This window comes from Stenotrophomonas sp. 610A2 (genome assembly GCF_030549615.1).
Lineage (GTDB): Bacteria > Pseudomonadota > Gammaproteobacteria > Xanthomonadales > Xanthomonadaceae > Stenotrophomonas > Stenotrophomonas pigmentata.
This window is the reverse complement of the sequence record NZ_CP130832.1, coordinates 2,482,376-2,503,210: the sequence shown is the minus strand read 5'-3', so window position 1 is coordinate 2,503,210 and position 20,835 is coordinate 2,482,376. Positions and strand designations below refer to the sequence as shown.

General features: G+C 61.6%; 14 protein-coding genes. 6 read left to right on the top strand and 8 right to left on the bottom strand.

Going from position 1 to position 20,835, the window contains the following annotated elements; all coding sequences use genetic code 11:
- The first annotated feature begins 238 nt into the window (after window positions 1-238).
- Window positions 239-643: a DUF1622 domain-containing protein gene (locus Q5Z11_RS11170; protein ID WP_303746489.1), complete on the top strand. Its 405-nt coding sequence runs from the start codon at window positions 239-241 to the stop codon at window positions 641-643.
- Between the two features lie 121 nt (window positions 644-764).
- Here Q5Z11_RS11170 and Q5Z11_RS11165 read toward each other — a convergent pair whose 3' ends face one another.
- Both Q5Z11_RS11165 and Q5Z11_RS11160 read right to left on the bottom strand, forming a co-directional pair.
- Complete coding sequence (locus tag Q5Z11_RS11165; RefSeq protein WP_303746488.1) at window positions 765-923, bottom strand: hypothetical protein; 159 nt, start codon at window positions 921-923, stop codon at window positions 765-767.
- Between the two features lie 5 nt (window positions 924-928).
- Window positions 929-1,399 carry a YidH family protein gene (locus tag Q5Z11_RS11160; protein WP_303746487.1) on the bottom strand — a complete coding sequence of 157 codons (471 nt, stop codon included), beginning with the start codon at window positions 1,397-1,399 and terminating at the stop codon, window positions 929-931.
- A gap of 220 nt (window positions 1,400-1,619) precedes the next feature.
- Between Q5Z11_RS11160 and Q5Z11_RS11155 the strand changes: the two genes are divergently transcribed.
- Together Q5Z11_RS11155 and Q5Z11_RS11150 are read left to right on the top strand one after the other, a co-directional pair.
- Complete coding sequence (locus Q5Z11_RS11155; RefSeq protein WP_303746486.1) at window positions 1,620-2,423, top strand: bestrophin-like domain; 804 nt, start codon at window positions 1,620-1,622, stop codon at window positions 2,421-2,423.
- Window positions 2,424-2,455: 32 nt separating this feature from the next.
- Complete coding sequence (locus Q5Z11_RS11150) at window positions 2,456-3,241, top strand: transporter (protein ID WP_303746485.1); 786 nt, start codon at window positions 2,456-2,458, stop codon at window positions 3,239-3,241.
- Between the two features lie 132 nt (window positions 3,242-3,373).
- Here the strand turns inward: Q5Z11_RS11150 and Q5Z11_RS11145 are convergent, their stop codons facing one another.
- Window positions 3,374-4,342 (bottom strand): SphA family protein, encoded by a 969-nt coding sequence (locus Q5Z11_RS11145; RefSeq protein WP_303746484.1) that lies wholly within the window; start codon window positions 4,340-4,342, stop codon window positions 3,374-3,376.
- A 476-nt stretch (window positions 4,343-4,818) separates the two neighbouring features.
- On the opposite strand from Q5Z11_RS11145, the gene Q5Z11_RS11140 reads away from it, so the two are divergent.
- Genes Q5Z11_RS11140 through Q5Z11_RS11130 form a run of 3 tightly spaced genes read left to right on the top strand, consistent with a single transcriptional unit; the run spans window position 4,819 to window position 15,548 of the window.
- Window positions 4,819-9,621 carry an OmpA family protein gene (locus Q5Z11_RS11140; RefSeq protein WP_303746483.1) on the top strand — a complete coding sequence of 1,601 codons (4,803 nt, stop codon included), beginning with the start codon at window positions 4,819-4,821 and terminating at the stop codon, window positions 9,619-9,621.
- Complete coding sequence (locus Q5Z11_RS11135; RefSeq protein ID WP_303746482.1) at window positions 9,618-13,313, top strand: TonB-dependent receptor; 3,696 nt, start codon at window positions 9,618-9,620, stop codon at window positions 13,311-13,313. The genes Q5Z11_RS11140 and Q5Z11_RS11135 overlap by 4 nt, the downstream gene beginning before the upstream one ends.
- A gap of 30 nt (window positions 13,314-13,343) precedes the next feature.
- A complete protein-coding gene (locus Q5Z11_RS11130; RefSeq protein ID WP_303746481.1) occupies window positions 13,344-15,548 on the top strand; it encodes a DUF6923 family protein in 2,205 nt (734 codons plus the stop codon).
- Between the two features lie 61 nt (window positions 15,549-15,609).
- On the opposite strand, the gene Q5Z11_RS11125 is transcribed toward Q5Z11_RS11130, so the two are convergent.
- The 5 genes from Q5Z11_RS11125 to Q5Z11_RS11105 all read right to left on the bottom strand — a co-directional run bounded on the left by Q5Z11_RS11125 (window position 15,610) and on the right by Q5Z11_RS11105 (window position 20,828).
- Window positions 15,610-16,188, bottom strand: a complete 579-nt coding sequence (locus tag Q5Z11_RS11125; RefSeq protein WP_303750018.1) for a DNA-3-methyladenine glycosylase — start codon at window positions 16,186-16,188, stop codon at window positions 15,610-15,612.
- 216 nt (window positions 16,189-16,404) lie between these two features.
- Window positions 16,405-17,976: an SDR family NAD(P)-dependent oxidoreductase gene (locus Q5Z11_RS11120; protein WP_303746480.1), complete on the bottom strand. Its 1,572-nt coding sequence runs from the start codon at window positions 17,974-17,976 to the stop codon at window positions 16,405-16,407.
- Between the two features lie 268 nt (window positions 17,977-18,244).
- Window positions 18,245-19,051, bottom strand: coding sequence for a class I SAM-dependent methyltransferase (locus Q5Z11_RS11115; protein ID WP_303746479.1), 807 nt, complete (start codon window positions 19,049-19,051; stop codon window positions 18,245-18,247).
- The gene (locus tag Q5Z11_RS11110; protein ID WP_303746478.1) at window positions 19,051-19,827 is read right to left on the bottom strand and encodes an ABC transporter ATP-binding protein; all 777 of its coding nucleotides are present in this window, start codon (window positions 19,825-19,827) and stop codon (window positions 19,051-19,053) included. Before Q5Z11_RS11110 ends, Q5Z11_RS11115 begins: the two co-directional genes overlap by 1 nt.
- Entirely contained in the window at window positions 19,824-20,828 is a 1,005-nt protein-coding gene (locus tag Q5Z11_RS11105) for a FecCD family ABC transporter permease (RefSeq protein WP_303746477.1), read from the bottom strand. Before Q5Z11_RS11105 ends, Q5Z11_RS11110 begins: the two co-directional genes overlap by 4 nt.
- Window positions 20,829-20,835: the final 7 nt, after the last annotated feature.

Sequence of the window (20,835 nt, the reverse complement as noted above, 5' to 3'; positions counted from 1 at the left end):
TAGGCCAGCTCAGTACATTTACTGCTCCAAGTAAGACTACGCATGCAAGAAGGGAAGGTTTACTGATGCGTATGCGTCATCCACGAGCGAAGCTTTGAACCACTTTGGTTGGCGAGCGTCGGGGGGAATTACTCCCGTACGAGGATGACGGTCGGTGAGCATTGCGTTGGGTCGGACGGACAAACGCTGCGAGCAGCGTGATCTCGTGCAATGAAGCCTTGAATGAAAAGGGTTTGAAATGAATGTATTGGCTGCTATGGAAAGGGAGCAGGATCTACTGCCGTTGAGAGCGTGGCTGATACGCCTGACAGAACCAACAGTCGCCGTGATCGATATGCTTGCCTTGATCCTCATCGTCATCGCAACGACGATAGCCTTCGCAAAGGTCATGAAGATGCTGGCTAAAGGTGGAACGAACGTGCAGCGGCGTGACATCTGGCTCGACTATGGACGATGGCTGGTTGCCGCGCTTACGTTCCAGCTAGCCGCAGACATCATCGAGTCATCGATCTACACCACATGGGATGCGATTGGCCAGCTTGCGGCTATTGCGGTGGTAAGGACATTCCTCAATTACTTCCTGGAGAGGGACATGGAGGAAATTCGTGAGCGGCAGCATCATGGGCGTGCCGAGCCGGAATAACGGCGCTTGCAAGTGCCTGGAGCGCCAGAACACCCGTGCGCCCCGGCGTCTAATCAACCGTAGTTGGAGCCTGGCCCGGCAGCAGCTTTCGTTTGCCGGTGCAGTACCCCCATGGGGCCAGTCATTTGCCCGAGCTGCGTGGTATTCCGGGATCGGCAGATGCAGGCGCCGAGTCAGTCGCGGGCTTTGCATGAACATGTATCAGCGGCGCGGCAATCAAAATCAATGCGGCCAACAGCAATGACAGCGTCACCCGTATCGGGCAGATTTTCATCATCATGCTCCTCAGCTGATGAACAGCCAGACGGCGGTCACGCCGCCGAGAAATAGCAGACCCAAGGTGACGATGGTGGTCGCGCGATGACGCGACACCATCACCCCACGGTCAATGTCCTTGCTGACATCTCTATAGCGCAGTAGCGACCAAACCAGCAGCGCGAGCCCAAGTAGAACCATTCCGAAGCCCGCGCTCTCGGCATTGCGCAGCAGCAGGTGGTCGCCCTTTGGCACATCGTCATTCTGGATGAGATAGCCACTGAACCGATTGATGGTGATGCCGAAGCCGATCAAAGAGACTGTGGTGCGCAGATAAGCCAGATGCGTGCGCTCATTGGCCAGATGCGTGCGGCCACGGGCAAGAACGGTGGATGTAGTGGGCTTTTCGGCTGGTTCGAGGGGGAGGGAAGGCTGACTCATGATGTCCTCGCTGACGTCTTTAGTGCCCCCAACTGTGGCGCGTAGTCGCAGCTTGTGCATGCGTGGCAATGCTTAGCTTTCTCCAGTAAATCTACCAGCCAAGATTCAAGTGAGTACAGCGCTCTGCCAGTAGAAATACCGGAAGGAAGTTGATGGCTTTACTGAGGTAAGTGCCAACTGCAAGGCACATGCTTGACACCATCGCGTTCTGCCAGCGGAGGCAGCCCTCGCAATCAGATGGTTACGCCTCGCGCCAAGCCCAGATCGGACTGAGGTAGACATGTTCTCGACCAGTTACCCCTATCTTCCATTGTGGCTACTGACGATACTGTTTCTTCTGTTGTTGTTGGGTGCTCGGGAGATCGGCGCACTGATTCGGCGCCAACGAGATGCTTGGCGTACAAGCAAGCCCGACTTTGCAGAAGATGAACTTGCCGCTGACGAGAAGGCCGACGGAGACGCTTTTGCGATGACGTCGGTACTTGGCCTGCTGGCGCTGTTGATCGGTTTTACGTTCTCGATAGCGCTTGGACGTTACGACGAACGCCGTCAGCTTGTGGTCAAAGAGGCCAATGCTCTGGGGACGATGTGGCTTCGAACCGATCTTTTGCCGGTGGATGAAGCTGACCGGGTGCGGGATGTGTTGCGGCGCTACATCGATGTCCGGGTGGAGTTCGCGAAGGCCGACAGCGCCGATGAAGAGGCGCGGCGGTACGCTCGCACGGTCTCCGTGCAAGCCGAGCTGTGGGACGTCATGACGAAAAGTGTGGCGAGCTTCCAAGACACGCCGCGCGCGTCGTTGTTGATCAGTACCACCAATGAGTCGATTGACCTGGCTGCCGAACGCTACGCGGCACGACAGGATCATATTCCCCCGCGAATACTGCGCATGCTGCTGTTCTTTGCACTTCTGGCAGCCGGTCTGGTGGGTTACGAGCGCGCGCAACAGCGAAAAGCGACCTCGCTGTTGCTGCTGGCATTCTCGTTGGCCGTGAGTTTGGTGCTGGATCTGGATCGCCCAACCACCGGCATGACTACAGTCCCGCAGGAGCCGATGTTGGACCTGCAGCGTAGCGTGCATTGAAAGCCACATTGGAACCAAGAGGAACGCAGACGATGAAGCCTTTCTTGATCCTTGTCCTTGCTGCAGCCCCGGTTATCCCTGGAACGGCAGCGGCACAGAATGCAGACGAACTTGCCAGGAAGCTGTCCAATCCGGTCGCCGCCTTGATCAGCGTGCCGCTTCAATACAACTATGATGAAACCTGGGGTGATGAAGGCTACCGGCATCAGCTGAATGTCCAGCCAGTGGCGCCGTTCTCCATCTCCGAGGATTGGAACGTCATCTCACGCACCATTCTTCCTTTGGTCTACCAGGACGACGTAATTCCCGGCACAGACCAGGCTGGGATAGGTGATATCACCCAGAGCTTCTTTTTCTCCCCGAAAGAATCTGGCCCTGGGGGCCTGGTCTGGGGCGTTGGTCCTGTACTCTTGTTGCCGACAGGCACCGATGATCTGAGTGCTGATACCTGGGGTGCCGGGCCAACGGTCGTGCTGCTCAAGCAAGACCATCAGTGGACATACGGCGCATTGGTCAACCACATCGTCGATGTGGCTGGTGTAGGTAGCCGGCGCTCCGACATCAGCACAAGCTTCGTGCAGCCCTTTCTTTCGCGTGCCTTCCCTGGCGGCCGTACGCTGACCTTCAACTTGGAATCTTCCTATGACTGGAAGGCGAGTCAGTGGAGCGTGCCGTTGAATATCGGCTACTCGAAGGTGACAAAGATTGGTAGTCAGATGATCAGCTTCCAAGGCGGCGTTCGCGGCTACATGGAGACCCCGCGTGGCGGCCCGGATTGGGGTCTGCGCTTCACTGTGACGTTGCTGTATCCACGTTGAGCCTATCAGCGAAGCGCGAAGCCTGGCGTTCTTGGGCGAGGCCCCGCTCGGTGACCTGTCGCGAGCAGTGTGCTGGTACGGCCAACGGCGCGATCGGCGAGTGCTCCGTTGGCGTGCACGGGGCGGGCCCGATCAGAAGGATATCGTCCCAGTGAGCATCAAAGGATCGCCTTCCAGCCGCCGGCTGACATCGAACTCATGCAGCCAACGCAGCGACACCGCCACGCTCATGTCTTCATGCTTGTGCGTATACGAGACGACGGCGCCAGCAGCGAGTGAGTGGCCCTTGAAGCCATTGAGGCGGTCGGCAAGCGGGCCGCTGTCATCTCCGATCTGCTCGATCCAGCCACCAACACCGCCAAGTCCCCAGCCATTGGGCCAGCGCTTGACCAGCTGTGAGTCGACGTGGAATACGGCACCGCTGCGGTAGTTGGTGGCGTTGTTGCGGGTGGAGAAGTCGACGCCGACGGACGTGCTCCATTCCACCGTGCCATGGCTGCCAAGTTGGGTGTAGGCAACCGTGGGCGTATACACCCAGGCGTTGAGACTGGGGTTTGCCAATCGATCCGGGTCATAGCTGCCTGCCGGCGCCGATATCGATAGCGCCAGCGACAGATGATGGGTCTCGTCGAAATGGTAGCCCGCCGTCGCCGGTGAGAAACTTATGTCGTAGAGATCGCCCTTCAGGCTGTCGTTGACCCGGCCGGTCAAGCGGCCAGCGGAGACATGCGCGGTGAGGTCGATGTTGGCAAATGGCACGGTCAGCAATGATGCGAAGTTCCAGCGTCCGGCTTTGGTCGGCCACACGTACACACCGCTGATCGAGTACAGATCGAAGCTGGCGTCCATGCCCAGGGTGGCGACGCCACTGATCGGCAGCTCGCGATCGGCACCGAATTGCCCGGAGTAATGGACATAACCCAGTGCCATGTTCCAACCGGGTTTCGGCGGAACCACGCCGGCGTAGTCGGTGACCTGCAGGCCGGTAATAGACCGACCCAGCCCACCCTCAACCGCGTGCGCTGGTGAGGCCAAGCCAAACAGGGAAACCACGCCAGCAATCACTCCGGCGATAGCAGTGGGAGGAGGGAATCTGCTCATGGTCACCGGTCCGCGCGGGGAGGGGAGGCGCTTCAAGCACCGATGACTAGAATTCGGCATGCACAAATCCCAGGCAATACGTAAACACTCGCAGGTTTGTTCGGTAAAACTACTCGGCCGGCAGCGAATCGCAGGTTGGTGAATCAGGGCTTCGATGGGCGTCGATCACAAGCATCGCCGCATAAATTCTGGGCCGAGCGGATCTAACCGGCATAGTCCAGAAAGCTGGCTCCCTTTGGGTGTTAGTGGCGCTGAATCTCGTAGTTTTACTGGTCACCACGCGGTGTATCTACGCTGGTGCAGCCATCAGGTGCGCGCCTACATTCAGCGGCGTTAATGGCTAGTAGCCGGCTGTTACGAAGGTCCGCAGCGGTTGGCTCATTCAGCAGAACGTAATTACCCGTTTGTGCGAACGCTGCGCCCATCGGTTGAGATAGCCGGAGTGCGGTTGCGTTGCCTGCCAGGAAATAGTCCACGTGACCAATCATTCCTACGTTCGGCCTGCCAAACTGCTGCGAACCGTGTACCTCGCCATGGCGCTGGGGCTGCTACCAGCGCTTGCGACGGCCCAGGTATCCAATACCGCGAGGATTGCCACACCTGCGGGCGTGACCGACACCAATCCAGCAAACAACACGTCCACCGTGGTCACCCCCTTGGTTGGCACCTTGGAAACGGTGAAAGGCTCGGACGTGGGCAACGGGGTATCGGTCGGCATCGGCCAGACGATCACCTATACCTTGACGACCAAGGTCAGTGGCGGTCCACTGGGAAATACCCTGACACTGACCGATACGCTGAGTAGTGGCTTGAACTTCGGCGCAGTAACCACAGCCGGAAGCTTCAGTTGCAACACCACCGCACCGGTGGTCTGCACCTTGCCCGCTGGAACGGCGGAAGGCAGCTACAGCGTTTCCTATACCGCGGAGGTGGCTCAGAACGCGGTAACCCAAGTCAGCAATACGGTTGTTCCAAGTGAAGGAACATGCACTGATTGCACAACCACCAATCCCTTGGTGACCCTTGCAACCAGCAAGCGCTCGGACATCGGCAACGGTATTGCCGTCGAGCGGGGACAGACCATTGTCTACACGGTTACCACCGTGGTCAGCGGTGATGGCAGCCTGACCGTACCACTGCTGTTGACCGACACGCTTAGCCCTGGCTTGAGCTTTGGTGGCATTGTTGCGGCAGGGAACTTCAGCTGCGTCGCAGGCAATCCGGTCCGCTGCACTTTGCCTATAGGCACAGTGGCGGGCAGCTATCCAGTCAGCTACAGCGCTACGGTCAATGCCAGCGCTGTGACCCAGGTCAGCAACACGGTCGTTCCAGATGGTGGCACCTGCACTGACTGCACCACGGTCAATCCGCTGGTGGAGATCTCCACGGTCAAGAGCTCCAACGTGGGTGATGGTGCCCAGGTTGCGATTGGCGACACCTTGATCTACACGCTTACCACGACGATCACCGGCGGTGCGCTGACGCAGCCGTTGGCCCTGACCGACAGCATGGGCAGTGGCCTGAGCTTTGATTCGATTACCCGCGCAGGTGCCTTCAGCTGCAATGCTGCCAATCCTGTGGTTTGCAGCCTGCCTGCCGGTACGCCCGCCGGTACCTATGAAGTCAGCTATGCGGCAACGGTGGCGGCCAGTGCGACCGTTTCGGTACGTAATACGGTGACGGCCAGTGCAGGCAGCTGTGACCCTTGTTCCACGCTTGATCCTCTTGTCGATGTGCTGACCAGCAAAGCCTCAGACATCGGCAATGGCACGGGTGTGCAGGTTGGCGACACCATCACTTACACCCTGACCACGCGCATCTCTGGCGCGGGCACCCTGCTCAGCGATCTGGTGCTGACCGATACCCTGAGCGCGGGATTGGCGTTCGGGGCGATCACCAATGCCGGCAGCTTCAGCTGCAATGGCAGTAATCCAGTCATATGCACATTGCCAACCGGAACGGCTGCAGGCGTATACACAGTCAGCTACACGGCGCTGGTGCAGGCCAGCGCGACCACCTCGGTCAGCAATACCGTGGTTCCCAGCCAAGGAGGCTGCGTCGATTGCTCGACTGACAACCCATTGCTGCAGATCGTCAGCAGCAAAGCCGTGGACGTTGGCAGCGGCACCGCGGTACAGCGTGGCCAGCTGCTGACTTATACGGTGACAACGGTGATCAGCGGCAATGGCAGCTTGAGCCAACCTTTCACCATCACCGACACCCTGGGTGCCGGGCTCACGTTCAATGCGATCACCAGCGCCGGAGCGTTCTCGTGCACCACCGGGAACCCGGTGGTGTGCACCTTGCCATCCGGGACCGCAACCGGCAGTTATGCCGTCAGTTACAGCGCACGGGTAAGCGCGGACGCGACAACATCCGTGGCAAACAGCGTGGTACCAAGCGAAGGTACCTGTACCACGTGTACAACGGTCAACCCGTTGGTGGAGATAGCCACCAGTAAAACCGTTGATGTAGGTGCGGGTATCGCAGTTGTGCGCGGGCAGAGCCTGGTCTACAGCGTTACCACCGTGATCTCGGGTGGCGCGCTTACTGCCCCGCTGACCTTGACCGATACGCTCGGTCCAGGCCTGGGTTTCACTGCGATAACTGCTGCCGGAAGCTTCAGTTGCAATGCTGCAAGCCCGGTAGTGTGCAGCCTTCCGGCGGGAACGCCTGCGGGCAGTTATACGGTCAACTACAGCGCGCTGGTGACCACTGCAGCCACCACCGCCGTGCACAACAGCGTCGTGCCCAGCGATGGCAGCTGTGCCGTCTGCCAGATCGACAATCCGCTGTCCGAACCAGTGGTCAATTACACCAAGAGCGTGCTGTTGCCGGCAGGGCAGACGGAGGTGCGGGCCGGCGACAGCATGACCTTCACCTTGACCACTACCATCACGGTGGCGCCGACCACTGATGTGGTAACCCTCACCGACACGCCGGGACCGGGCCTGCAGTTCGGTACCTTGGGTGATGTAGGCAATTACACCTGCACCGCGGGCAGCCCGTTGGTCTGCAGCCTGCCCGCTGGCACAGCCGTTGGTACCTATACGCTGAGCTATACGGCGGTGGTGACGTCCGCGGCAAGCGGTTCGGTGCGCAATGCCGTGCTTGCCAGCGGCGGCGACAATCCTACCTGCACCGGCAACTGCGGAACCGACACGCCCGTACTGACCCCGATAGTGGATGTCAGCAAGTCTGCCGATCCCAGCAGCGGTACCCAAGTCGAACGTGGCCAGGTGCTGCGCTACACATTGACTGCAGTGATCGGCAATGCGCCCATCACGCAAGCCTTGGTCCTGGTCGACACGGCCGATGCGGGGCTGACCATCACTGGATTGCCTGCCCAGTGCAGCCGGAGTGGAACCACGGTGACCTGCACTTTGCCGGTGGGAACCGCGGTTGGCGTACACAACCTCAGCTACGACGCGACGGTCAACGAGCAAGCCGGAAGTGTCGTCAACAACAGTGTTGTACCCAGCGGTGGTGGGCCCGAGCCGCCGGGCTGTGACAACTGCAGTACCCAGCATCCAGTCGATGATCCGCTACTGCGCATCACCAAGACTGCGGGCGTTCGTGAAGTGAAGGTCGGCGATCTGGTGCGCTACACACTGCGGATCGAGAACGTCAGTGGCGTAGATCTGATCGATGGCAGCATCGTTGACAGCACACCTGCGGGCTTCAGTTTCGTATCCGGCTCGCTTCAGCAAAGCGGGGGCGATCCGCTGGCCGCCAGCGGCGTCGGACCGGTGCGGTTGAGCGGACTCAACCTGCCGGCCGGCGGCGTGATCAGCGTGGCGTACCTGATGCGTGTTGGCGCAGGCGTGCGCCAGGGTACCCACATCAACCAGGCCCAGGCGATGTCGCCAGCCAATACCCCGATATCCAACATTGCCACCGCCGAGGTAGTACTCAGCCCAGACCCATTGCTCGATGAAAGCCTGATCATCGGCACCGTATTCGATGACCGTGATGGTGATGGTTGGCAGGATCGTGCGGATCTGACTTCGGTGAGCGTGCAGGGCGGCTTCGCGGCGGCTGACTATGTTCCCGGTTCCACCGTGGTGGTGCGCAATGGTGCGGAGATCGCGCAGAGCGATGCGAGTGTGCCCTTGCTGAAGGGGCTGGCGCTCGGGGAAATCGCTGCCCGTCAGTCTGATGCCGATCCAGCGCAGCGGCACCAGGTGGTAATTCGCCAGCGTTTGCACGCCGCCAACTTCAGCGATGATTTCGTATTGACCAGCGCGGAAGGATTCAAACTGCGCATGGACACGTCCGGTCAGACCCGGGTGCAGTTGCAGGGCGACGCAAGCAAGGGTTTGAGTGCAGCCTTGCCGCAGGTGGAGCGCAGGGTATCGGTGGACACCGAAGGTACTACCGTCGAGTACGTTATCAGCAATGAAGGTGTGGACGAGCGTGGCATTCCCGGCGTGCGCATCGCCTCGGTTGAGGGCTTGTTGATGGAGACCGACCAGTTCGGTCGCTATCACCTGGTCGGCGTGAACGGCGGCGCGTGGGAACGCGGGCGCAACTTCATCCTCAAAGTGGATCCGGTCACCTTGCCGGCCGGCGCTGAATTCACCACCGACAACCCGCTGCTGCGGCGCGTTACACCCGGGCTCCCGGTCCGTTTCGATTGGGGGGTCAAGCTGCCGCCTGGACGCATTGCTGGTGGCGAAGAGTTGGTTGAACTGGCGCTTGGAAAAGTGTTGTTCGCACCTGGAAGTTCCGATATTTCCGAACGCTATGGCTCGGTAATCGATCGGATCGCCGAACAGATGCGGGGCCGACGCGGGGAGATACAGATCAGTGCCGATGGCGAGCCGACGGCGCTCGCATTTGCTCGCGCCACTGCACTCAGGAACGCGCTGCAATCGCGCTTGCAGCCGTCGGAGTTGGAGCAGCTGCGGTTCAGTATCCGCAATGATGCCAGCAGCCTGTCACCGTTGATCGCTGGCTGGTCCAGTAACGCAGCACTACTCGGGACCATCCTGTTCGACAACGACAAGGCCATCATTCGTCCTGAATTCAAGCCTTTGATTGCAGAGGTGGCCGCTGCGCTGGAACGCGATGGTGGTGGCCAGATCGGCATCGTCGGCCACACCGACGTGCACGGCAGTTATGCGTACAACATCGCACTCGGGCTGCGCCGTGCCCGCGCGGTGCAGGAGGCAATCGCTGCGCTGTTGTCACCATCCATGCGTGGCAAGGTGCGGGTACAGGCCGAATCGGATCCCAATGCACCCTTGGACGTGCCGCTGCAGGAGGGAACGCCATGAAGCGCAGACTGCTCGATTGCACGCTGGCAGGGCTGCTGGCCAGCGGCGCCGCCCACGCGCAGACGCCTGCTGCAACAGTTCCTCCAACGTCCGCGGATGCTGCAGCATTGGACTGCAGCACGACGCGCTGCAGCAGTGATCAAGGTCTGTTGTTCCAACTGCGTACACGCAGTTATGACCAGCCTGTTACCACCGGCACCAGCCCGCGTTCTTCGATCCAGGCGCTGCAACCGGACCGCCGTGTCACCGTGGCGCGTAAGCTTCCTGGGCAGGCGGTGGCGATTGGTCGTTTCTCGCTGCAATTGGCAGATGGCGGTGTTGTATGGGCAACCGAGGATCCCAATCTCGGCCAGCCGGAGCTGGCTGTATCGGCACCGTCGTTCGTTGCATTCGACGGGCAGCGCGTTGTTGCGCCAGTACGTTTTGCAGTGCGCAGCAACTACCCGGCCTTCATCCAGCGCATGGAGTTGCTGCTGTACCGGGATGCCGACGTCGACCTTATCGAACCGTTGGCCACGGTTGCAGTCGAACCAAGCGGTGTTGCCCAGGCCGAATGGGATGGTGCGCTGCCGGAGCGCTATCGCTACCGTGCGGGTGATGATCTGGTCTACGTGGTGCGCGCTTATGCAGCAGACGGTGCGTGGGACGAGACCGCACCGAGCCGAATACAGCTGGTCACCCCGGAAGAAGCGGAGCGGGGCAACCGTTCGCTGCGTGATGCCACCGAGAAGGCGTTGGGTAGCGCCCTGAGTGTGGAGCAGGCGCAACAGCAGCGCTTGGTCGACGATGTGTTTTCCCGCAACGGGTTGCGACAGCAGAACATCCCGGTCTACGGCTCGAGGGTGCGCATACAGGGCCGTAACCTGCCGCAAGGTCGCAGCCTGAGCATCAATGGCGAGCCCTATCCCGTCGATCTGCAGGGAAAGTTCGCAGCGGAGTTCCTGATGCCGGTCGGCCGCCACGGCTTTGATATCGCACTGCAAGCAGCGGGGCAGGGGAACGGGCCTGCGGAGGCGCAGCATCAGCAACTGGAAGTGGATGTAACCGGCAGCTACTTCTTCGGTATCGGTCTGGCCGATGTCACCATCGCGCAGAATGACATCAGTCGCTCGACTGCGCCGCTCAGCGTGGACGGGCGCTATCGTGACGACATCATCAGCGATGGGCGTCTGGCGTTCTACCTGAAAGCCAAGGCGCGGGGCAGATACCTGATCACCGCCCAGGCCGACACCACCGAACAGGATCTCGGGCATTTGTTTGATGGTTTCACCAGCGCCACGCCACAGGACATCTTCCGGCGCCTGGACCCGAACCTGTATTACCCGACCTACGGTGACGACTCGAGTACCTACCGCGACGTCGACACGATGGGGCGCTTCTATGTGCGTGTGGACTGGGACAAGAACCAGGCCCTGTGGGGCAACTACGCTACCGGCCTGACCGGTACCGAGTATGCCCAGTACGTGCGCTCACTTTATGGTGCAGCGGTGAACTGGCGCTCGCGCGCCATCAATGCCTGGGGTGAGCCGCGCACCGAGCTGCGTGGCTTTGCTTCACAGGCCGAAACCGCCCCCGGGCACAATGAGTTCGCCGGTACCGGCGGCAGTCTTTACTACCTGCGCAACACCGATATCCTGCCGGGCTCGGATGTCGTGGTACTGGAGATCCGTGATCCTGCCACTGGCCGCGTTGAGCAGCGCCTCACCCTGATTCGCGGCGTGGATTACCAGATAAATGAGCTGCAGGGCCGGCTGCTATTGACCCGACCACTGGCCCAGATCACCCGCGAAAACGTGCCTACGCTCACCCGCGACAGCCCCCTGGAAGGCTACGAGCAGCGCCTGGTGGTGGACTACGAATGGGTACCCAGCGACTTCGACGATGACAACATCACCGCCGGTGTACGCGCCAAGCAATGGCTCGGCGATCATGTTGGTGTAGGCGTTACCTATGTCAAGGAGAACCGCAGCGGCGAGGACTATACCCTCAGCGGCGCCGACCTGACCCTGCAGGCCGGCAAGGGTACTTACCTCAAGGCCGAGTATGCCCACACCGAGTCATTCGGTACGCCGGTGTTCTATTCGGACAACGGCGGCATGAGCTTCGTGCAGAGCAATCGGCTGGTCGGCCAACGCAAGGGCGACGCCCGGTCCATCGAGGCCCGCGCCAATCTCAAGGAATTGGGTTGGACCACGCTCGATTGGAGCGCCGGGGCGTGGTGGCGCGATACCGATGCGGGTTACTCCACTGCCCGCTACGACACCAATCGCGACGTCACCGAATACGGAGCCGAGGTTCTCGGCCAGCTGACGACCGATCTGAGCCTGTACGCCCGCTATAGCCGTGCCGAAATCGGGCGGCAGGCGCTTACCCAGGCGCAGGCGAGCGTGGAGTGGCGTATTGGTGATGACGACACGCTCAGCGCTGAAGTCCGTCGGGTAGAAGAGCAGCGCCTGCTTGGCAATGCGATGGGGCTGTTGGGTGCGGTCAAGTATGCACATCAATTCGGCACCAGCGTCAATCTATATGGGCTGGCACAGGCGACGCTGGATGACGACCACGGCCAGTACGAAGACAACAACGCCTTGGTTGCTGGAGGCAAGTACTTGTTTGGTGACCAGTCGTCCGTCACTGTCGAAGGCAGCGTTGGTGATCGGGGGAACTCCGCCTTGCTCAGCGGCGAGTACCGGCTGACACCGGAGCACTCGCTGTATGCCGGCTACACCTATTCCACTGACGCCACCGACTATGAATCACTGTTCGAGCCCAATCGTCAGAACGGCTGGACGCTGGGCCAGCGCTGGCGCCTGTCCGAGCGCAGCAACATGTTCAACGAAAGCCAGTTCATCAAGGAGCCGCAGCAGTCCGGGCTATCGCACACCTATGGTATGGACTTCTATCCCGCGCAAGGCTGGAACCTCGGCTTCACCTTGCAGAGCGGCGACCTGGAAAAAGCCGGCGGCGCCAATGTCGACCGCCGTGCGGTCAGCATCAGTGGCGGCCATACAGCACCAGCGACAGACTGGCAGAGCAAGGTTGAATGGCGGCGGGACCGGGGTGCGGAGAATCGAACGCAATGGGTAACCACCCATCGGCTCACCTGGAAGATCAACGAAAGCTGGCGGATCGCCGCGCGTGTGAACTATTCGGATACCGATGATGCCTACGACCGGCTGGCGGATGCACGCTTCCTGGAGAGCAACCTCGGCTTCGCCTGGCGGCCTTGGAACAGCACGCGTTGGGCATTGTTCGGCCGCTACACCTATCTGTACGACCTGGCTACGTTGGGGCAGGTTGGAGGTGCCGAGTACGATCAACGCACGCAAGTCTTCTCGCTGGAAGGTGTCTACAAGCAGGACCAGCATTGGGAATACGCATTGAAGCTGGCGCGCCGCGATGGCGATGTGCGCATGCAGCGCGGCTATGGCCCCTGGCTCGATTCGGCTACCAACTTCGCAGCCGCGCAACTGCGCTACGAGCTACGCAGCCAGTGGCACGCACTAGCCGAGTACCGCTGGTTGGACGTTGCCGATGGTGGCACCCGGCAGGGTTTCCTGGTAGGCGTGGACCGCGATATCAGTCGCAATTTCCGCCTTGGCGTTGGCTATAACTTCACCGACTTCAGTGATGACCTGACCGACTTCGACTACGACCACCGCGGCTGGTTCCTCAACATGACCGGCATGTACTGACGCCAACGGGCGCTCCCCAGGACTGAAGCCATGACCAATGACCGTACCCGGCAGCTTCCGACCAGTAATGGTCAGCCTGTTTTGATGCCAACACATTGGTGGGCGGCGGCGTTATGGATGTTGCTGATGCTTGGCGTGGCGGGATCCGCGCGTGCGCAGCATGCCGCAGGCGCCGAAGAAAGCGAGAAGGGCTTGCTGTTGACCATCACCAATAGTCCGGCGCTCGGCGCAGCGGACTTGCCTGATGACCACTATCAAGCTGGCAGTGAGGTCAGCTATCAACTGCGTGCGTCCAATACCGGTGCGGAAACGTTCCGGGGCCGGTTGCAGATCAAACTGCCAGCTGGCATCGCACAGGCACGATGGACATGCCAGGCAGAGGGGGGCGCACGTTGCCCTGCGGCGCAGGGTGCTGGTGCGTTTGACGCGCTTGCGCATTTGCCGACAAACAGCAACCTGTTGTACCGGCTGACATTCAACGTGCCTGCGGAGTACCCGCAGCAGCATTCTGCCCTCACGGTTGAGGCCGCCCTGCAACCGGCTGCCGACAGCACTGCGCCACGCTTGAGTGTGCGTGACAGTGACAGCGTGCAGCCAGTGGCAGCCTTGCCTGCGCCATCGGCACCGCAAGCCGCTGCCAGTGACAGCGCTGCCCGCGGCAGTGGCAATCGTTCAGCCAGCCGCGCCAGCCCAGGCTTGCAGTCCTCGCCGAGCGGGTTGCGGTCCGGCCTGGACAGAAACCGCTTGTTTGCAATAGCAGGGCCGTTCCCGCAGTGCAGCCCGGACATGTTCATCAGCCAGGCACCAACCGGGCAGGACAACACCACCTTGTCGCGGGTGGATACCAGCTCCGTGCCGTTCACGTTGATACCGATAGGAACGGGCAGCGTGCCGTACAACGCGGTTGGCTTCCGCGCGGCCGACAACTTCCTGTATGGCATTCGCATCGGTACCACCAACCTGGTGCGCATCCATTCCGATGGTTCCACCGAAGTACTGGGCGCGGTCAGCGGCTTGCCGGCACCGCCGGGAACGCCCGTGAACAACACCTACAACGCCGGTGAGATCGGCACGGATGGCTTCCTGTATGTCAAAACCCAATCGACGGTCAGTGCGATCTACCGTATCGACCTGAGCACGCTGCCCGGCACCGCGACCCGCATCAATCTTGTTGGTGGCACAGTCAGCGGCGCTGACCTGGCATGGATCAATGACAGGCTGTACACGGTCAACCAGAACGGTACCGTCGCCTGGATCAATCCGGGTACCGGGCAGGTCACCACATTGCCAGTTGCGAACGGTGCACTGGGCAATGTGGGTGCACTGTTTGGAACCCCAACTGCGTTGTATGGCTCGCGAAATGATCCGGGCGGGTTCTATGCGTTCGATCTGATCACCGGTGAAGGCACCCGGCTATCCGGCTCGCCGGTGGTCGGCAGCAATGACGGGGCGCACTGCGCATCGGCGCAGATAGTCTTTGGCGTTGATGTGGGCATCAGCAAGACCAATACGCCGACACAAGGACCAAACGACCTGCCCAGCGACACCTATATGCCCGGAACCAACGTGGTGTACAGCATCGTGGTCAGCAATCGCGGCCCGATCGGCGTACAGAACCTGCGCGTACAGGATGCTTTGCCCGCCGGTATCTCCACCGCCAGCTGGACCTGCCAGATTACCCAGGGCAACGGCGAGTGCGGACAGAGCAGCGGCACCGGCGCCATCGATGACACGTTGGACCTGGAGTTTGATGAGACCAGCCGCGTTGTGTCGCAGGCGACCTACACGCTGACCATGGCCGTGCCATTGGGATATCCGCAGACCCACCCGATGCTCACCAATACCGCGACCATCACCGTGCCGCCCGACTATGAAGATGCAACGCCGAACGACAACACCGCCACCGATACCGATCCTGCACCCCAGGCCGACCTATCGGTTGTGAAAGCCACGCCCAGCGCCAACGCAAGGGTCGGCGACACCATCAACTACACCTTGACGGCGAGCAATCTCGGCCCCGCGGACGTCAGCAACGCCATCCTCAGTGATACCCCGAATGGGCATCTGGACTGCATGACGCCAACCGCGCCCCCTACCTGCAGTGCAAGCGGGGCGGCGACGTGTCCCGCAACGCTCAGTCGAGCGGGGCTGTTCGGTTCAGGGCTGATCATCCCAAGCCTTCCTGCAAACAACGGGACGGTAGTGGTCTCCGTTACCTGTCTGGTGACGCCATGATGGCTGGCGCGCTATCGCGGGCGCGGCGCTGGGTGCGCCAATCTGCTCCCCTGGGCGGTGACTAACGCCTTGAAACGCTGGGATGCCCCGGCACTGACCAGCGCCACGGCAAGTCCACGGCTTTGGATATCCCAACGCGTGGACCTATTGCCGGCGACGCTGGCGGAGGCGTGCCATCGGACACGATGCGGATGCCGTGATCGCCACTCACGAGATCCGCGCCGTCAAACTCGCGGTTGATGCCGAACGCCTGCGAAAGCTTGCCAGGACCGTTGGCCAGATCGATCAAGCGTTTCGCGGCAGGCCTGGCACGGTGCATCAGATCCAGGCCATCAAGCGGTTGCGCCGCGCGCAGCAGCACTCCCACGCCTTCATCGACTTCCCCGCAGACCGCGTTGCTGCCCCAGTGCATGCCATAGGTGAAATAGACATATAGATGCCCTGGCGGGCCGAACATCGTTGCGTTGCGAGCTGTCTTTCCGCGATACGAGTGGGCAGCAGGATCCTCGCTGCCAGCATAGGCTTCAACTTCAACGATGCGCGCACAGCGACCATCCGCGCGCAGGAGCAGCTTGTTGAGCAGCTCCGGAGCCACCAATGTCGGGTGGCGGCGGTAGAACTCGCGCGGCAGCACCGACATACCCTCAGGCAAGGACTTCTTCTCCACGTGTCATTCCATTCCGCAGTCGGTGCCGGCGCAGATCATGGTGTCGCAATTCAGTATCTGCGGGTGGTCCGGATCGCCAGCAGGGCGCCGGCATACCTTACGACAGGATGAGGGTAGCCGGGCCCGAGCCAAACGACAGGATTTACAGCCGGGGGCGTCGAATTGTCGGCTCAGACTGCTGCTGCGGCCTCACCAGTCGGTAGGAGCGTAGTCCTTCAGGAACTGTCCCCAGACATGCTCGCCGGTGTTGAAGCCGTGGATGATCGGGTCGACGATGCGTGCGGCACCATCAACGATGTCCAACGGTGGGTGGAAGCGTTCTTCCTGCACCTTGCGCGCTGCCAGGCCCGCCGGATCTTCGTCGGTCACCCAACCGGTATCCACACTGTTCATGTGGATGCCGTCATTCTGGTAATCGGCCGCCGAGGTGCGCGTCATCATGTTCAGCGCGGCCTTGGCCATATTGGTATGCGGATGACGGGTGGTCTTGAAGTTGCGGTAGAACTGACCTTCCATCGCCGACACATTGACGATGTGCTTGTCACGCTCCGGCGTGGCCAGCATCAGCGGCTTCAGGCGCGCATTGATGATGAACGGGGCGATGGCATTGACCAGCTGCGTTTCCAGCAGCTCCACCGAAGGTACTTCGGCCATGCGCAGACGCCAGGAATTGCTGTCGCGCAGATCCACCTGCTGCAGGTCCTGATCGAGGCGGCCATCCGGGAACAGGTGGTGCTGGCCCAGCAGTTCGTCGGCCAGCAGCGGCACCTGCGACAACTCGGCGGCGCGGGTCAGGCCATCGGTGCCGATCGCTTGCGGCGAAGGCAGCGCAGTCGTTGCGACCGGCAGCAGGTCAGCGCTGCGCAGGCCTTCGTAATTGCCGATCAACTTGCGGATGGTGTCCGGCAGGCTCTGCACGGCAGCGGTCTCGCCAGCCATCATATGCGCGTAGAACTGCGGCGGGCGGCGCACGGTCTGGCAGGCGTTGTTGATGATGAAGTCCAGGCGGGTGCGCGTGGCCAGCAGCTCACTGCAGAAGGCTTCCACGCTCGGCGTGTGGCGCAGATCCAGCCCGTATACCTGCAGGCGATGACCCCACACGGCGAAGTCGGGTTCTTCGGCATATCGTGCCGCCGAGTCGCGCGGGAAGCGGGTGGTGACGATCAGCTCGGCACCGGCACGCAGCAGTTTCAAACCAGCCTGATAGCCGATCTTGACCCGGCCACCGGTCAGCAGCGCCACACGTCCGCGCAGGTCGGCGGTCTCGGTGCGTTTGATGTAGTTCAGGTCGGCGCAAACCGGGCACATCTGGTCGTAGAAGTGATGCAGCTGGGTGAACTTCTGCTTGCAGACATAGCAATGGCGTAGTTCGGGCGAATGCACCGGCTCTTCGGCTGCTGCAGCGCCTTCACCGTTGCTGGCATCGTGCAGGCCGGCGGCATGCGGCGGGAAGTAGTTCGGGGTACTGAATACTGGCTTGCGACGCAGGGCGCGGATGCCAGTCTGTTCAAGCAGCGCCTCGGACTTGCGCACCTTTTCCTGATGACGCTCACGGGCCTGCTTCTTGAGCATCTGCCGGCGAGCCTTTGGTTCCGGGTGGAATACCTTGGCAACGACCTGGTGCAGGCGCACGCGGTCTGCTTCGGGCAGCGCGTCGAGCATGCCGCGATCGGCTTCGATGGCTTCCAACAGATCCAGCGCTTCGCGCAGACGATCGGCCAGGGGCAGGGCAGGAGCAACAGGTGTATCGATGGCGTTCAAATGACGATCCGGGAATAGCGGCAGCAAGCCGTGAATGGACAGCAGAGCGATGACCGCCTCGATGCGGGTCCATGCTGTAGCGGGCCGGGCACGCCCGACCGGCGGCAATTGTCCCAGATATCAGGGGCTTGGCGCCAATGCCGGACTGATGGGCGGGCTGCAGAGCCTGCTCAGCTGCGTTTTGGGCCGGTCCTTCTGGAGCTGATGCAGGGGAATCAAGGCCAGGTACCGGGCCCAGGCCCCTGAGACATCAGCTCCCCGCGTCGCTTCAGCGACTGTGACTGGCGGTCTCCCAGGAGATGAAGGCCCAGCGCTTTGTGGGTGCGAGTCCGAGCCGATTCAGGGGCGAATGCCCGTGCCACTCCGCAATCCTGCTGCGCTCGTTCATCTGCAGCTCGCCGAACAACTGTTCTGCCTGACGGATCAGGTCTTCGGCGGTCTGCGTCTGGTCCAATGCTGAAACCGGCAGGTAGTCGAGCCGGGGTTCCCGCCCCATTTCCCAAAGCAGTTCCATCACATAGCGATGGTCCGGCATGGGGATCCATTGCCGGCCAAGCAGCATCGCAAGCTCCAGGACGCCAGAACGCGGCTGCGTGGTGCAGGTCACGTAGGCGCGCTGTGCTGCGTGCGCGTCGAGCTTGATCAGCGCCCGCTCCAGCTCAGGGACCATCAGCGAACGTGAGGCGATGGCGACGTCGCAGACAGGCACTTCGCTCCAGTCGTCCTCCCATGACAGGTGATGCGCTTCGATGTTGTGTACCTGCTGCGCGCCGATGGCAGCATGCAGGCCATCAAGCATGCACTGGCTGTAGTCCAGCGCGTGAACCTCTTGCACCTGCGCGGCGATTGGAATGCTCAGCAAGCCAGGGCCGCATCCCACGTCCAGCACACTGTCCACGCCGCTCAGGTCGAGCCGTGCCAGAAAGGCCTGGCTGTAGTCGTCGTGCCGTCGCTTCCAGCTGGATTGTGTCGCCCGCGCATCCCATTCGCTGGCTGGCTTGGCCTGGAAGCCGCAGGCCAGCAGGTGCTGGCGGTAGCGGGACATGTGATCGATAGGGGCAGGAAGTGAGGTCATCAGGTCAGTTGCTGCAAGCTGGGAAGGGCGGTGGCAATGCGTGAGGCGTCGACGTTGTAGAGCTGCGCAAGCCGCTCGGGCGTGGCCACTTGGTGCGCTGGTCCAACCGCTCGCAGGCTTCCATTGGCCATCAGCGCAATGCGGTCAGCCACCTGCAGGGCATGCTGCGGTTGGTGCGTGGACAGCAGCACGCCGATGCCGCGATCAGCGAGCGTGCGAACGGTATCGAGAATGCGTAGCTGGTTGCCGAAGTCGAGGCTGGCGGTGGGTTCGTCCATGATCAGGACCCGCGCACGTTGCGCAAGCGCACGCGCGATCAGCACCAGCTGGCGCTCGCCGCCGCTGAGTGTGCCGACCACGCGTTGTGCCAAAGTCGCAATCCCAAGCTGATCCAGGCATTCGATGGCAATCGCTTCATCTGCACGCGTTGGTGTGGCCAGCAAACCAAGATGGGCCGCGCGGCCCATCGCGACCACTTCCAGCACCCGCCACGCAAAGGCGAAGGGCGCCGACTGCGGAACATAAGCCAGTTGCCGCGCACGCTGACTGCGGCCTAGCAGATGCAGTGGTTCACCCTGCAACTCAACCTGCCCGGAAATGGGGGGAAGCAGACCAAGCAGCGTACGGAACAGCGTGGTCTTGCCGCAGCCGTTGGGGCCCAACAGGCATAGGACTTCGCCTGCCCGGACGTGCAAGTCCATGGGAGTGCCCAAGGGAAGCCGATGGTGGCCTATCGTCAGTTGGCGTGCTTCCAGCAGCTTGGCTTCCGTGTTCATGCCCGGCTCTCGCTGCGTGCAAGCACCAACAGGAAGCACGGGACACCGACGAAGGCGGTAAGAATGCCGAGCGGCAGTTCAATCGGCGCCAAGGTACGTGCAAGTGTGTCGGCGGCCAGGAGGAAGCTGGCGCCGAGCAACAGGCTGGCCGGCAATAGCCGACGGAAATCCGCGCCTACCAGCAGACGCGCGATATGCGGTACGACCAGCCCAACCCAACCGATGATGCCGGCCAGTGACACAGCGGCGGCCGTGCACAGCGTGGCGGCGGCAATCAGCGTCCAGCGCAAAGGCGTGACCGCGACTCCCAATGCACGTGCTTCTTCGTCGCCCAGGCTCAGCAGATTTACCCGCCAGCGCAGCAATAGCAGCGGCAGCAAGCCGACCAGCAGCAGCGGCGCGGTCACGCGCAAATCGCCAACTACAACCGCGTTCAAGCCACCGAGCAGCCAGAACGTGATCGAGGGAAGCTGGGTGTACGGATCTGCCAGCAGCTTAAGCAGCGAGATACCAGCGCCCAACAGCGCAGACACCGCAACGCCGGCCAGCACCAAAACCAATACTGGCTCGTGCCGACGCACAAGCGCGGCTACAAGACAGACAAGGCCAACTGCGGCCAGCCCGCCGGCAAACGCGAAGCCCTGCACCAGCAACAAAGGCAGGCCGAGGAACAATGCCAACGATGCACCAAGCCCCGCGCCCGCTGACACACCGAGAATGTCCGGCGAGACCAGTGGATTGCGGAACATCGCCTGATAGGCGGCCCCGGCCGCAGACAGCACAGCGCCAATCAGCACAGCGGCGATCACGCGCGGCAGGCGGATATTCCACAGCGCCGCATGCACGGCAGACGGGCTTGGCTCGCCGATGCCGAACAGCTTCCAGCCGATCGCCTGCATCAACGTTGTTGGAGATATGGGGAACTTGCCAACCGAGAATGCCAGCAACACCATTGTCGCCAGCAGCGCCCAGCCGCCGGCATGCCAAGCCCAACGGGGCATTGGCCGC

What these genes read in the sequence shown, in the direction of transcription:
- Q5Z11_RS11165 (WP_303746488.1), bottom strand. Translation starts at nt 923, where the DNA reads ATGATGATGAAAATCTGCCCGATACGGGTGACGCTGTCATTGCTGTTG.
- Q5Z11_RS11170 (WP_303746489.1), top strand. Translation starts at nt 239, where the DNA reads ATGAATGTATTGGCTGCTATGGAAAGGGAGCAGGATCTACTGCCGTTG.
- Q5Z11_RS11145 (WP_303746484.1), bottom strand. Translation starts at nt 4,342, where the DNA reads ATGAGCAGATTCCCTCCTCCCACTGCTATCGCCGGAGTGATTGCTGGC.
- Q5Z11_RS11155 (WP_303746486.1), top strand. Translation starts at nt 1,620, where the DNA reads ATGTTCTCGACCAGTTACCCCTATCTTCCATTGTGGCTACTGACGATA.
- Q5Z11_RS11105 (WP_303746477.1), bottom strand. Translation starts at nt 20,828, where the DNA reads ATGCCCCGTTGGGCTTGGCATGCCGGCGGCTGGGCGCTGCTGGCGACA.
- Q5Z11_RS11115 (WP_303746479.1), bottom strand. Translation starts at nt 19,051, where the DNA reads ATGACCTCACTTCCTGCCCCTATCGATCACATGTCCCGCTACCGCCAG.
- Q5Z11_RS11135 (WP_303746482.1), top strand. Translation starts at nt 9,618, where the DNA reads ATGAAGCGCAGACTGCTCGATTGCACGCTGGCAGGGCTGCTGGCCAGC.
- Q5Z11_RS11130 (WP_303746481.1), top strand. Translation starts at nt 13,344, where the DNA reads ATGACCAATGACCGTACCCGGCAGCTTCCGACCAGTAATGGTCAGCCT.
- Q5Z11_RS11150 (WP_303746485.1), top strand. Translation starts at nt 2,456, where the DNA reads ATGAAGCCTTTCTTGATCCTTGTCCTTGCTGCAGCCCCGGTTATCCCT.
- Q5Z11_RS11160 (WP_303746487.1), bottom strand. Translation starts at nt 1,399, where the DNA reads ATGCACAAGCTGCGACTACGCGCCACAGTTGGGGGCACTAAAGACGTC.
- Q5Z11_RS11110 (WP_303746478.1), bottom strand. Translation starts at nt 19,827, where the DNA reads ATGAACACGGAAGCCAAGCTGCTGGAAGCACGCCAACTGACGATAGGC.
- Q5Z11_RS11125 (WP_303750018.1), bottom strand. Translation starts at nt 16,188, where the DNA reads ATGTCGGTGCTGCCGCGCGAGTTCTACCGCCGCCACCCGACATTGGTG.